This window comes from Halarchaeum salinum (assembly GCF_039520965.1).
Lineage (GTDB): Archaea > Halobacteriota > Halobacteria > Halobacteriales > Halobacteriaceae > Halarchaeum > Halarchaeum salinum.
Genome location: NZ_BAAABL010000084.1, coordinates 23,822 through 36,152, shown reverse-complemented (window position 1 = coordinate 36,152; position 12,331 = coordinate 23,822). Strand labels below are relative to the sequence as shown.

Annotated in this window: 11 protein-coding genes and 1 tRNA gene; 6 read left to right on the top strand and 6 right to left on the bottom strand. The window is 68.3% G+C overall.

Features of this window, described 5'->3' with window-relative positions:
• The first annotated feature begins 52 nt into the window (after positions 1–52).
• The gene (locus ABDZ36_RS13400) at positions 53–253 is read left to right on the top strand and encodes a DUF8029 family protein (RefSeq protein ID WP_211312700.1); all 201 of its coding nucleotides are present in this window, start codon (positions 53–55) and stop codon (positions 251–253) included.
• Here the strand turns inward: ABDZ36_RS13400 and trpG are convergent.
• Genes trpG through trpD form a run of 4 tightly spaced genes read right to left on the bottom strand, consistent with a single transcriptional unit; the run spans position 250 to position 4,086 of the window.
• On the bottom strand, positions 250–834 hold the full coding sequence (trpG, locus tag ABDZ36_RS13395; protein WP_211312699.1) for an anthranilate synthase component II: 585 nt from the start codon (positions 832–834) through the stop codon (positions 250–252). The two genes, ABDZ36_RS13400 and trpG, sit on opposite strands and share 4 nt — an antisense overlap.
• The gene (trpE, locus tag ABDZ36_RS13390) at positions 831–2,411 is read right to left on the bottom strand and encodes an anthranilate synthase component I (RefSeq protein WP_211312698.1); all 1,581 of its coding nucleotides are present in this window, start codon (positions 2,409–2,411) and stop codon (positions 831–833) included. Before trpE ends, trpG begins: the two co-directional genes overlap by 4 nt.
• Positions 2,411–3,076 carry a phosphoribosylanthranilate isomerase gene (locus ABDZ36_RS13385; protein WP_211312697.1) on the bottom strand — a complete coding sequence of 222 codons (666 nt, stop codon included), beginning with the start codon at positions 3,074–3,076 and terminating at the stop codon, positions 2,411–2,413. Before ABDZ36_RS13385 ends, trpE begins: the two co-directional genes overlap by 1 nt.
• Before the next feature lie 2 nt (positions 3,077–3,078).
• On the bottom strand, positions 3,079–4,086 hold the full coding sequence (gene trpD / locus ABDZ36_RS13380; RefSeq protein WP_211312696.1) for an anthranilate phosphoribosyltransferase: 1,008 nt from the start codon (positions 4,084–4,086) through the stop codon (positions 3,079–3,081).
• Between the two features lie 170 nt (positions 4,087–4,256).
• Here trpD and ABDZ36_RS13375 point away from each other — a divergent pair.
• The 3 genes from ABDZ36_RS13375 (at position 4,257) to ABDZ36_RS13365 (ending at position 6,637) form a co-directional block, all read left to right on the top strand.
• Positions 4,257–4,331, top strand: a tRNA-Val gene (locus tag ABDZ36_RS13375).
• Between the two features lie 477 nt (positions 4,332–4,808).
• Positions 4,809–5,222 (top strand): Ig-like domain-containing protein, encoded by a 414-nt coding sequence (locus ABDZ36_RS13370; protein WP_211312695.1) that lies wholly within the window; start codon positions 4,809–4,811, stop codon positions 5,220–5,222.
• Positions 5,223–5,479: 257 nt separating this feature from the next.
• Positions 5,480–6,637, top strand: coding sequence for a CBS domain-containing protein (locus ABDZ36_RS13365; protein WP_211312694.1), 1,158 nt, complete (start codon positions 5,480–5,482; stop codon positions 6,635–6,637).
• Here ABDZ36_RS13365 and radB read toward each other — a convergent pair.
• Positions 6,634–7,332, bottom strand: coding sequence for a DNA repair and recombination protein RadB (radB, locus tag ABDZ36_RS13360; protein WP_211312693.1), 699 nt, complete (start codon positions 7,330–7,332; stop codon positions 6,634–6,636). The two genes, ABDZ36_RS13365 and radB, sit on opposite strands and share 4 nt — an antisense overlap.
• Positions 7,333–7,438: 106 nt before the next feature.
• Between radB and ABDZ36_RS13355 the strand changes: the two genes are divergently transcribed.
• On the top strand, positions 7,439–8,161 hold the full coding sequence (locus ABDZ36_RS13355) for a hypothetical protein (protein WP_211312692.1): 723 nt from the start codon (positions 7,439–7,441) through the stop codon (positions 8,159–8,161).
• 3 nt (positions 8,162–8,164) lie between these two features.
• Here ABDZ36_RS13355 and larC read toward each other — a convergent pair whose 3' ends face one another.
• Positions 8,165–9,529 (bottom strand): nickel pincer cofactor biosynthesis protein LarC, encoded by a 1,365-nt coding sequence (larC, locus tag ABDZ36_RS13350; RefSeq protein WP_211312691.1) that lies wholly within the window; start codon positions 9,527–9,529, stop codon positions 8,165–8,167.
• A gap of 175 nt (positions 9,530–9,704) precedes the next feature.
• Between larC and ABDZ36_RS13345 the strand changes: the two genes are divergently transcribed.
• A complete protein-coding gene (locus tag ABDZ36_RS13345) occupies positions 9,705–11,930 on the top strand; it encodes a CDC48 family AAA ATPase (RefSeq protein WP_211312690.1) in 2,226 nt (741 codons plus the stop codon).
• Positions 11,931–12,331: the final 401 nt, after the last annotated feature.

Genomic DNA, 12,331 nt, shown 5'->3' with positions numbered 1-12,331 from the left:
TTGCTCCGTATGTGCCCCCAGACTTTTCGTCTCACCCGCCGACGCTCACCGTATGGCACCACTCACATCGACCGCGACACTCCCGCTCGTCCTCGGGCTCCCCGGGGGCGACCTCGGCTCTCTCGTCATCGCGCTCGTCGCCGCGCTGCTCGCCGTCTTCGTCGGGAAGTTCGTGCTGAACGTCGCCTCGAAGCTCATCGTGCTCGCGGTGATCGTCGTCGGCGCGCTCTGGATCGTCTCGACGTTCCTCTAGCGCACCGAGTCGAGGAAGTTCGAGACGACGTCGTGGCCGACGCCCGTGAGCACGCTCTCCGGGTGGAACTGCACGCACTCGATCGGGTAGTCGTGGTGGCGGATCCCCATCGGGAGCGTCTCGCCGTCGTGCTCGGTCGTCGCCGTGACGGCGAAGCAGTCCGGGATCTCGGTACAGATCAGCGAGTGGTAGCGCCCCGCCTGAAAGCCCTGTTCGAGGTCGCGGTAGACGCCCTCGCCGTCGTGCTCTACGGGGTAGGCCTTCCCGTGGACGGGCGCGGGCGCGTGTCCGACCGCCCCGCCGTACTCGTACGCCGCGGCCTCCATGCCCAGACAGACGCCGAGCGTCGGCACGTCGTGGCTGAGCCCCGTCAGCACGTCCGCGGTGACGCCGACGTCCCGCGCGTTCTTCGGGTGGCCCGGCCCGGGAGAGATGACGAGCGCGTCCGGGTCTTCGGCCGCGACGTCGGCGGGCGACGCCGTGTTCTTCAACACCGCCGTCTCGACGCTCGGCTGCTCGCTGACGTACTCGACGAGGTTGTAGGTGAACGAGTCGAAGTTGTCGATGAAGACGACCTTCATCGCGGGGCCTCCTCGGGGATCCGCGTGATCGTGTCCAACGCATCGAGCACGCCACCCATCTTCTTCTCCGTCTCCTCGTACTCGCTCGTCGGGTCGGAGTCCGCGACGACGCCCGCGCCGGCACGCACGCGAACGATATCCGTACCGTCCGCCCCCGCGCCGTGCTCGACCGTCGCCGTCCGGATGCAGATGGCGATGTCCGCGTCGCCCGTCCACGAGACGTAGCCGACGCCGCCGCCGTAGATCCCTCGCGGCGTGCGTTCGAGTTCGTCGATGAGTTCCATCGCGCGGACCTTCGGCGCGCCCGAGAGCGTCCCCGCAGGGAACGCCGCCCGGATCGCGTCGAAGGCGTCGAGGTCGTCGCGCAGGCGGCCGGTCACCGTCGACTCGATGTGCTGGACGTGGCTATATTTCAGCACACGCATGAACTCGGGGACGCGGACCGACCCGGCCTCGCTGACCCGCCGGACGTCGTTGCGCGCGAGGTCGACCAACATCGTGTGCTCCGCGCGTTCCTTCTCGTCCGCGAGCATCTCGCCCGCGAGCCGGCGGTCCTCGACGGGACTCGTCCCGCGCGGGCACGTCCCTGCGATCGGGTTGTTCAACACCTCCTCGCCGTGGACGCTCGTAAGCGTCTCCGGGCTCGCGCCGACGACCGTCCGGTCACCGTGCTTCAGGACGTACATGTACGGCGAGGGGTTGATCTCCCGCAGCGACGCGTAGAGTCCGAGCGGGTCGAGGTCTCCCTCGAGTTCGCGCGTCCGCGAGATGACGCCCTGATAGATCTCGCCGTCCAGCACCGCGTCCTTCGCGTGCTCGACCGCCTCCTCGTACTCCGCCTGCGGGCCGGCATGTTCGTCCATGCGATCGAATCCACCCGTTTCCGGCGCATCAGCGTCCGCCAAGGCTGCCTCGACGCGCTCTGCTTCGGCGACGAGATCGTGGTAGATCGCCTCGACGTCGTCCGCGTCGGGATCGACGACGGGTGTGCAGACGAGCGAGAGCGTCCCCGTCGCCCGATCGAAACGCAATACGCGAGTGTTGAGCACGAACTCGGCGTCCGGGACGCGCGTTTCCGGGCGCTCGACGCCGACCTCGTCGAGCCAGAGGTCGTAGACGGCGTCATAGGCGACGAAGCCGACGAGCCCGCCGTCGAGCAGCTGGCGCTCGCTCTCGGGGAAGCCACGGCGCTCTGCGTCCGGGAGCGCACCGCGCAGCTGGTCGAGGACGTCGCCGTCGCCGGGCGTCACGCTCGCCGCCGCGCGCGTGTCCGCAAGTCGCTCGACCGTCGCACCGTTGGGCGTCGCGCTCACGACTGCATCCGGGTCGTAGCCGACGAACGAGTAGCGCGCGTGGCGATCACCCGCCCCGTCGCGCGGTCGGAACGCGCCGCCCGGATCGGAGGCCGCGGTCTTCTCGGCGGACTCGAGGAGGAAGGCGTAGTCGCCGTCCGCGAGCGCCGCGTACGCGCCCAGCGGGGTGATGTCGGCGTTGAGTTCCGTCTCGGCGTAGACGACGCCCGGCCCGTCGCCGGCCGCACGCTCGACGAACGCCTCGCGCGTCACGTCGAACGCCATTACGCTGACACCTCCTCGACCTCATCGAACGCATTCGTCGCATTCCCGACAAACGCCCGGACCGCGTCGCGGTCCTTCACGCCGCCCTCGGCCTCGACGCCGGAAGCGACGTCGACCGCGTACGGTTCGACCGTTCGTACCGCCTCCGCGACGTTCGACGGGGTGAGGCCACCGGCAAGGACGATCGGCACGTCGAGTCCGGCGGCGAGGTCGCGCGTCGCCGTCCAGTCGTGCGTCCGCCCCGTGCCGCCCGCACCCGACGCGTCCGTCGAGTCGACAAGCAGGGCGTCTGCACACTCGGCGTACGCGTGCGCGCTCTCCGGATCCGTCGCGTCCACCGTCTTCACGAGCGAGGCGTCGAGGTCGGCTGCGAGCGCGTCGAGCGCCTCCGGGGTGACGTCGCCGTGGACTTGCACCGCGTCAGTCCCCACGGTTTCGTGGAGCGTCGGGATGTCGTCGGGCTCCGCCATCGTTACGAGCACCGTGGAGACGAACGGCGGGACGTCCGCGACGAGCGTGGCCGCGCGTTCGGCGTCGATTTCGCGGGGCGTGTCCACCGGCACGTCCACGATGAACCCGAGGGCGTCGACGCCCGCCTCGACGGCCGCCGCAACGTCGTCGGCGTTCGTCAGCCCGCAGACCTTCGCGCGAGTGCGTGCCGGCATCGTCACTGCTCCACGCTCGCGCCGCGGAGCGCGTCCAGCTTTTCGGCGGCCGCGCCGGTGTCGATCGCCTCGCGTGCGGCGTCGACGCCCGCTTCGAGCGTCTCGGCCTCCCCAGCGACATAGACCGCCGCGCCAGCGTTCGCGAGGATGACGTCGCGCTTCGCGCCCGTCACGTCACCCTCGACGATCCCGCGCAGGTCCGCGGCGTTCTCCTCGGGGGTGCCGCCCGCGATGGCCTCGATCGGCGAGCGCTCAAGCCCGAGGTCCGCCGGTGTGAGCGTGTATTCCTCGACGTCGTCGCCGTGAACCTCCGCGACGACGGTCTCGTCGTGGATCGTGATCTCGTCGAGCCCGCTACCGTGGACGACGAGGGCGTCCTCCGCGGGCATCTCGGTGAGCGCGTTCGCGATGACGGGGACGAGGTCGGGGTCGTAGACGCCGAGGACCTGCGCGTCCGCGCCCGCCGGGTTCGTCAGCGGCCCGAGGACGTTGAAGATCGTGCGCATCCCGATCTCGCGCCGCGGGCCGATGACGGCCTTCATCGCGGGGTGGAACGCGGGTGCGTGCATGTAGCCGATGCCGTAGGACTCGATGTGGTCCTCGACGGCCTCGGGATCCGCGTCGAGGTCGACGCCGACCTCCTCTAAGACGTCCGAACTCCCCGAGGACGAGGAGACGGAGTAGTTGCCGTGCTTGGCGACGGGGACGTCCGCGGCGGCGACGACGATGGCGGACGTCGTGGAGACGTTGATCGTGTTGTAGTTGTCTCCGCCGGTGCCGCAGGTGTCGACGAGCGGGCTCCGGTCGGGGTCGATCGTGATCGCGGCGTCGCGCATCCCCTGCGCGAAGCCCGCAATCTCCGTTTCCGTCTCGCCCTTCGCCCGAAGTCCGGCGAGCAGTGCGCCGATCTGTGCGTCGCTCGCGCCGTCGAAGACGGCGGTTGCGGCGTCGCGTGCCTCCTCGAGCGTGAGGTCCTCCCCGTCCGTGACGCGTTCGATGTGATCCTGCATAGTGGACACCGGTGTACGATTTCGGCTTACGATGTACAAGTCTGTACACCAGTATAAGCCTGTCGCGGGCGTCGCGGATGGGAATGCCTCCCTCGGTGGTTCCGGTTCGAAACCTTCAACTATAACCGGGGGTAACGAAGAGATGCGTTCGGAAGCACGCCACGCCGCTCGGGTTGGTGGTCTAGTCAGGCTATGACACCTCCTTGACATGGAGGAGGCCGGCGGTTCAAATCCGCCCCAACCCACTTTTCGACGACACCACGACGACGAGCAACGCGAGAAGTCCGTCGTTCGTCGAACGTGGTCGGGTGGATTTGAATCAGGGAGGTCGCGCGCAGCGCCAGCGAGCACGTCCGACCGAGGTTCAAATCCGTCCCAGCCCATTACCTCGACCTTTTACCGCGCTCAACCGTCGCAGAGCGACGCTTTCGCTCGTAAAAGCTCGGCCATCGCCAGGAATCGAAGATTCCTGCCTATGCAGCGAGACGCGGGGGGTGTCTCGCACGCAAAAGCACTGCGTCGGGTGCTTCGCACCCTCCTTGGCCCGCGAGCCTTCGGCCCGCGGTGAATCGCGGCACCACCGGGTCCTAGCGGACCACTCGTGCCGCGAACGCTGACCACGTGGCTTACGTCGGTCTAAGTGGCGTCGATGACCGTTTCCCGTTTTCGCGCGGTCCTTTCCTCCCGAAGACACTTACCGATTCGTTCGACTATTCTCGTCCGTGTCACGCTCAGGCCTCCTCGTCGCCGTCGTCTGTCTCGCGGTACTCGCGGGATGCTCGGGCGCGCCCGTTAGCGACCACACGCAGACGCAACTGCGCACGTACGTGGTGCCGATGCATGTGGCGAACCACGACGACGCGAACCACACCGTCCGCGTCTCCGTCCACGCGCACGGGGACGCGCTCCTCGACGAGGACGTCACGCTCGCGCCGGGGGAACGCGAGCGCGTCACGACGCTCGCAACCACGAACGCGGACGCGGGCACGACGTACCGCGTCAAGGCACGGATGAACGACGAGCGCGTCGTGCGGAACGTCACGGTCACGAAGGCCGCCGCGGAACGGGGCACGTCGGCGACGCTCGTCGTCACCGACTCCGGCGGCCTGCGCTGCGACGTCGCGGCGTCGCCCTAATCGATCCCGATAGCTGACTACTCGCCGAGTTCGGCACCACAGTCGGGGCAGGTCTCATCACGGTGGGTGAGCGCGGCGTCGCAGTCGGGACAGAACTCTCGATAGCAGACACGTTCTCCCATGCGTATTAATACCACATACTCCCGGAAACGTCTTTCGCCGACCCGTCAACGGCCAACGCGTCGGATATACGAAACCGATCCGTGTGTGCGTCTGCAATAACCCTTTAGACCCTGCCGGGACAACTCCGCTGATACATGGACATTGCCGATATCGCGACCCAAGACTACACCGAGGTCGACGCCGAGGAGCGACTCGGGAAAGTGCGGGCGCTCTTCGAGGACGACAACCCGAAAGGCGTCATCGTCACCCGCGCCGGCGGCGCGGAGTACGAGGGCGTCATCACGCAGAAGCAACTTCTCAGCTCCCACATCGAGGACGACACGCGTGCCATCACCATCGCGAACCCGTCGGGCAACGCGCCCCGCCTCGACCGGACCGAGAACGTCCGCGACGTCGCGCGTAAGCTCGTCGAGGGCGGCACGAAGATCGCGCCGGTCTTCGAGGCCGACCAGCTCTGGGGCGTTGTCACTGAGGACCATATCCTCGAGGCGGTCCTCGACAGCCTCGATGCGCTGACCGTCGAACAGATCTACACGGCCGATGTCGTCACCGTCTCCGAGGACGACAACGTCGGGACGGTCATCAACCGCCTGCGCGAGCACGGGATCTCCCGCCTTCCCGTCCTCGATGAAGACGGTGCCCTCACGGGCGTCGTGACGACCTACGACCTCGTGAGCTTCGTCACGCGCGACATCGAGAAGACGACGCGCGGCGACCGGCGCGGCGAGGTCGAGCGGATGCTCGACCTCCCGGTCTCCGACGTCATGTCCGAGCCCGTCGAGACGATCCGCCCCGACGACAGCGTCGAGTCGGCCGTCCGCACGATGCTGGAGAACGACTACGCCGGCCTCGTCGTCACGACGGAGAACGAACCCGACACCGTCGCGGGCGTGCTGACGAAGACGGACGTGCTGCGCGCGCTCTCCTACACCGAAGAGGAGCACATGGACGTCCAGATCACGAACATCGACCTGCTCGACACGCTCGTTCGCGACGATGTCCGTGACGGCATCGAGGAGGTCACCGAGAAGTACTCGAAGCTCCACGTTCGCCACGCACACGTGCGCTTCCACGAGCACAAGGAGCGCCTGCGCGGCACGCCGCTCATCCAGTGTCAGATCCGCCTGCGCACCAACAAGGGCCAGATCGCCGGCACGGGTGAAGGGTACGGCGCGGACAACGCCTACTACATGGCGCTTGACACGCTCGAACGCAACGTCCTCGAAGTGAAGGGCGTGCAGGCCGACGAGGAGTACCAGGGGCAGCTCCTCCGCAAGCTCGGCGAGCTCTAAAAGTCGGTTCCGTCCGACGGCGCTTCGAGTCCGCGATCCGTGATCTCGAAGCGCGCACGCTCGCCCGTCGGTTTCGCGCGGTGTTTTTGCAGGACCGCCCGGCGGGCGTCCCCGCGGAAGCGTTCGAGTCTGACGACCGTCGCCGTCCAATGTTCGAGGGTGTGCCCGCCGAGCGGGCGCGTCCGCTCGGCGTCGGGATCGGTGTACACCTGATTCGTCACGAGCGCCGCGAGGTCGTGGCGGCGCGCGAGCGAGAGCAGATGCGTGACTTGGCGTGCGACCTCGCGTAGCGCCTCACCGTTCTCGCCGGCGTCCTCGGTTCGCCGGAGTCGGTAGAAGCCGGTCGCCGAGTCGAGGACGATGAGGTCCGCGCGCTCGGCGAACCCCTCAGCGTCTTTCACGGCCTCGGCTTGCTCGTCGAAGTCGCGAGCCTCGCTGACGACGATGCGCTCCGCCGCGGCGTCGGGGTCGTCAGCGACCGCCGAGAGCACCTGCTCGAAGCGATCCGCCGAGAGGCCTTCGGTGTCCACGTAGACGGCGGTGCCGCCGTTCGCGGCGACGTGCGCGGCTGCGGCGAGCGCGACGGTCGTCTTCCCCGCGCCAGGCGGGCCGTACATCTGCGTGACCGCCCCGCGCTCCAGTCCGCCGCCGAGGAGGTCGTCGAGCGGCGCACACCCCGTCGTCAGTGGCTCCATTGTCCGTCAGTAGCGCGGCGCTCCGGAAAAACACGCCGATGCCCGGAACGGCCGCGTCCGTCGACACCCGGGAAGGCTTTTGTCCGCGCTCGTCCTGCGTCCGGGCGTGATCGTCGTCGCGACAGCCGACTTCGAGGTTTACCACGAGATCGTCGGCGAACTCCGCGAGCGCGGGGCCGCGTTCACGACCGTCGAACCCGGCGACGCCCTCCCCGCCGACACCGACGTCGTCATCGCAGGCCCGGGAGACGATCCCGACGTTCCCTGCGATGTCGTCGTCGCCGACCCGAACGACCCGCGTGCCGCCGTCGAGGAAGCGCTGACACTCCTCCGTGGTGGCGGGCGAACGATCGTCGGCGTCGATCCCGGCCCGAATCCCGGCATCGCCGTCCTCTCGGGCGACCTCGTCGTCGCTGTCTTCCACGTCCCCGTGGAGGACGCCGCGGACGTAGTCCGAGAAGAGATTGTAGACGCTCCCGACCCGCTCGTCCGCGTCGGCGACGGCGCGCGACTCCACGGCGCGCGGATCATCGACGCGTTGGACGATACGGCGGTCGAACTCGTCGACGAAGCGGGAACGACGCCCTATCTCGGGCGCGGCGCGCGCGGCATGGACGACGTGCTCGCTGCCGTCAACATCGCGCGCTTGGAGGGTGACGAAATCAGTGAGCGGAGCTTCGAGCCGACTGCGGGCGAACTCGACGTCATCAAACAGCGCTCGCGCGAGCGCTCCGCCGAGAACCGCACTATCACCGAGGCGCTCGCCCGTCGCGTCGCGAGGGGCGAGCTGACGCTCGACGAGGCGATCGAGCGCCACGACGGCCAGTGAGCGTCAACGCTCCGCACGCACCGCCTCGACCGCCCGGCGCATGACCTCACGAACGGGGAGGTCGGCCTCTCGCGCGACCGCGTGCGCGTCGTCGTACTCTGCGCTATAATCGTACACCTCGCCCGCCTCGTCGCTCGCGATCTTCACCGCGACCTCGTACGTCTCGCCGTCGACCTCGATCGCGGCCGCCTCGAAGTCGCGTTCGGCGATCCACCGATGGCGCGCGCCGGTCTCCCGGATCCCGAGCGTCCCCGTCTCCTCGGCGAGGCGACGTACGACTGCCCCCGCATCAGCGGGCTTCGTGACGACCTTCACGAGGTGGCCGGGCCGGCCCTTCTTCATCGTCAACGGGACGACCGAGACGTCGCGTGCGCCCGCATCGGCGAGCGTATCCTGTAATCCACCAATCACCTCCGGCGGCGCGTCGTCGAGGTTCGTTTCGAGGACGACGACGTCGTCGCGGACGAGTCCATTCCGGGTCGTGCGGGCGTTCTCCCCTTCATCAGCCGTTTCGACCTCTGTCTCGGCCGTCTCGTCCTCCCGCTCGCGTTCTTCCCCGAGGACGGCGCGCAGGACGTTCGGGCGTTCGTCGAGGTCTTTCGTCCCCGCGCCGTACCCCGAGTCCGATACGCGCAGCGCCGGCGTCTCGTCCACGCCCTCGGCGTAGTGCCCGAGGAGCGCCGCGCCGGTCGGCGTGAGCAGTTCCGTCTCGACGGGGCCGCCGCGGAGTCGCCACGATGCGCCCTCGGCGATCTCGACGACCGCGGGCGCGGGAACGGGGTACGTTCCGTGGCTCATCGACACCTCGCCGCCACCGGCGAAGACGGGGGTCGTCGCGATTCGGTCCGGTGCGAGATCGGCGACGAGGAGGGCGACACCGACGACATCCGCGATCGCGTCGTCGGCCCCGACCTCGTGGAAGTGCGTGTCTTCGAGGGCCGTCCCGTGGATGGCGGCTTCGGCGCGCCCGAGGCGCTCGAAGACCGCGAGCGCGTCCGTCTCGACGGGGTCGGGGAGGTCCATCGACTCGACGAACGCGATGACCTCCGGGTACGTCCGATGGGGACCGTGGCCCTCCGCGTCGTTGGCGTGGGTGTCGGCGTGCTCGTGGCTCTTCGCTTCGGTGGCGTGCTCGTGATCCTCAGCGCCATTACCGCCAGCAACGTGTCCGCCGTGATCGGCCGTATGCCGCACCGTCACTGAGGTCGCGCGAACGCCCCGCTTCGTCACAGTCGTCACGTCGTACGCGACGTCGAGGGCGTCCTCGACTGGCGCGAGGACGTCCGGATCGGCACCGGCGGCGACGAGCGCGCCGAGGAGCATGTCGCCGCTCGCGCCCGTCCGGCCGTCGAAGGCGAGCGTGGTCATAGTCGGTCAGGCGGGTGCGGCGGCGAAAAGCGTGCCCATTCGGGGACACCGGCCGATGTTCGTGCGAACGTCAGCGCTATGTATCCGGGTGTGATACTATGACACAGAGGGCTCGTCCGGGGGAAGACGTTTCCCCCTCGCGACGAGAACCTACCCACACCGGACACCCCAGACAATGAACGAAGTCCAACTCGAGGTCGCGAAGGCGTACCCGAACGACTCGGGGCGCGGTATCGCGCGCCTCGACCCCGACACGCTGTTGCATCTGAAGCTCAGCCCGGGCGACATCATCGAGATCGAAGGCGGCGAGACGACCGCCGCGAAGGTCTGGCGGGCCGACCGGCAGGACTGGAACACCGATACGGTCCGCATCGACGGCTTCACCCGGCAGAACGCCGACGTCGGTATCGGCGAACGCGTCGAGATCCGGAAGGCAGACGCCGAGAAGGCCGACTCGCTCGTCCTCGCACCGCCCGAGGAGGCGAGCGTCCAGTTCGGTAGCGACGCCGCGGGGATGGTCAAACGCCAGATCCTCAAGCGTCCCGTCGTCTCGCGCGACATCGTTCCCGTCATGTCCTCGACGAACCACCCCTTCATGCGCTCGCCGGGACAGGCGATCCCGCTGATCGCCGTCGAAACGGAGCCCGAGGGCGTCGTCCTCGTCACCGAGGACACCGACGTCGAGTTGCGTGAGGAGCCGATCAGCGGCTTCGAGCGCACCGGGAGCGGCATCACCTACGAGGACATCGGCGGCCTCCAGAACGAGATCCAGCGCGTCCGGGAGATGGTGGAACTCCCGATGAAACACCCCCAGATCTTCCAGAAGCTCGGCATCGAGCCGCCACAGGGGGTGTTGCTCCACGGGCCGCCCGGCACCGGGAAGACCCTGCTCGCCAAGGCCGTCGCCAACGAGACGTCCGCGAGCTTCTTCTCCATCGCCGGCCCCGAGATCATCTCGAAGTATTACGGCGAATCGGAACAACAGCTCCGGGAGATCTTCGAGGACGCAAAGGAGGATTCGCCCTCGATCATCTTCATCGACGAACTCGACTCGATCGCGCCCAAACGCGAGGACGTCACGGGCGAGGTCGAGCGCCGCGTCGTCGCCCAACTCCTCACGATGATGGACGGCCTCGAAGGGCGCGGACAGGTCATCGTCATCGCGGCGACGAACCGCGTCGACGCCGTCGATCCCGCCCTCCGGCGGCCCGGGCGCTTCGATCGGGAGATCGAGATCGGCGTCCCCGACGAGGTGGGTCGCGAGGAGATCCTCAAGATTCACACGCGCGGGATGCCCCTCTCCGACGACGTCAACCTCGGCCACCTGGCCGGCGAGACGCACGGCTTCGTCGGCGCGGACATCGAGAGTCTCACGAAGGAGGCCGCGATGCGCGCGCTCAGACGCTACCTCCCCGAGATCGACCTCGACGAGGAGGATATCCCGCCAAGCCTCATCGACCGGATGATCGTCAAACGCGACGACTTCCACGGCGCGCTCGGCGAGGTCGAGCCCTCCGCAATGCGCGAAGTGCTCGTCGAACTCCCCAAGATCTCGTGGGACGACGTCGGCGGGCTTCAGGACGCAAAGCAGGACATCCAGGAGGCCGTTGAGTGGCCGCTGAACTCGCCCGAGAAGTTCGAGCGCATGGGGATCGACCCGCCCGCCGGCGTGCTCCTCTACGGCCCGCCGGGCACCGGGAAAACCCTCATGGCGAAGGCGGTCGCCAACGAGACGAACGCGAACTTCATCAGCGTCCGGGGTCCCCAGCTCCTCTCGAAGTGGGTCGGCGAGTCGGAGAAGGCGATCCGGCAGACCTTCCGGAAGGCCCGGCAGGTCTCCCCGACCGTCATCTTCTTCGACGAACTCGACTCGCTGGCCCCGGCCCGCGGGCAAGAGGTCGGCAACAACGTCTCCGAGCGCGTCGTCAACCAGCTCCTCACCGAGTTGGACGGGTTAGAGGAGATGGGCGAGGTGATGGTGATCGCTGCGACCAACCGTCCCGACATCATCGACCCCGCGCTCATCCGCTCCGGGCGCTTCGATCGGATGGTCATGGTCGGCCAGCCCGACGTCGAGGGCCGCGAGCGTATCCTCGAAATCCATACCGCCGACACGCCGCTCGCGCCCGACGTCTCGCTGCGCGAGCTCGCCGAGATCACGGACGGCTACGTCGGCAGCGACCTCGCCTCTATCGCACGCGAGGCCGCCATCGAGGCGCTGCGCGACGACACCGAGGCTACCGAAGTCGAGATGCGTCACTTCCGCGCGGCCCTGGAGAACGTCCGGCCCACGATCACCGAGGACATCCTCGACTACTACGACCAGGTCGAAGAGCAGTTCAAGGGCGGGAACTCACCCGGTCAGGAGAAGCGGCGCGGCGGCCACCTCGGCTTCCAGTAGACGAGCTTTTGCAGCGCGCTACGCGCTTGCAAAAGCTCGACCAAAAGCCGTCGTCGGGGCCGTTGGCCCCTCCTCGGCCTCGCGCTATCGCGCGAGTGAACCGCGCACCTACCGGGTCCTAACGGACCGCTCGGTGCGCGGACGCTAGCCCGCGTGGTTTGTTTTCTCTCTCGTCGCCCGTCGCCGCGCCCGGTCTCTTTGCTGACGCTCCATATCCTCGTACCGATGCCCACCGCGACGCGGTGCGACTGCGTCCGAGCGGCTGACCATCGGGTGTCCGTCCTGTGGGCGCGTGGACGACCGGCCGCGCGAGCAGTGGGCGCGCGTCGACATCCGCGACTCCGACGCCGACCGTTCGTCAGCGACCACCGTGCGGGCGAGCGCAGTATCGGCGTCCCGCG

Bases quoted from the DNA above. Each gene is read 5' to 3' on its own strand.
- ABDZ36_RS13400 (WP_211312700.1), top strand. From the start codon at position 53: ATGGCACCACTCACATCGACCGCGACACTCCCGCTCGTCCTCGGGCTC.
- trpG (WP_211312699.1), bottom strand. From the start codon at position 834: ATGAAGGTCGTCTTCATCGACAACTTCGACTCGTTCACCTACAACCTC.
- trpE (WP_211312698.1), bottom strand. From the start codon at position 2,411: ATGGCGTTCGACGTGACGCGCGAGGCGTTCGTCGAGCGTGCGGCCGGC.
- ABDZ36_RS13385 (WP_211312697.1), bottom strand. From the start codon at position 3,076: ATGCCGGCACGCACTCGCGCGAAGGTCTGCGGGCTGACGAACGCCGAC.
- trpD (WP_211312696.1), bottom strand. From the start codon at position 4,086: ATGCAGGATCACATCGAACGCGTCACGGACGGGGAGGACCTCACGCTC.
- ABDZ36_RS13365 (WP_211312694.1), top strand. From the start codon at position 5,480: ATGGACATTGCCGATATCGCGACCCAAGACTACACCGAGGTCGACGCC.
- radB (WP_211312693.1), bottom strand. From the start codon at position 7,332: ATGGAGCCACTGACGACGGGGTGTGCGCCGCTCGACGACCTCCTCGGC.
- larC (WP_211312691.1), bottom strand. From the start codon at position 9,529: ATGACCACGCTCGCCTTCGACGGCCGGACGGGCGCGAGCGGCGACATG.
- ABDZ36_RS13345 (WP_211312690.1), top strand. From the start codon at position 9,705: ATGAACGAAGTCCAACTCGAGGTCGCGAAGGCGTACCCGAACGACTCG.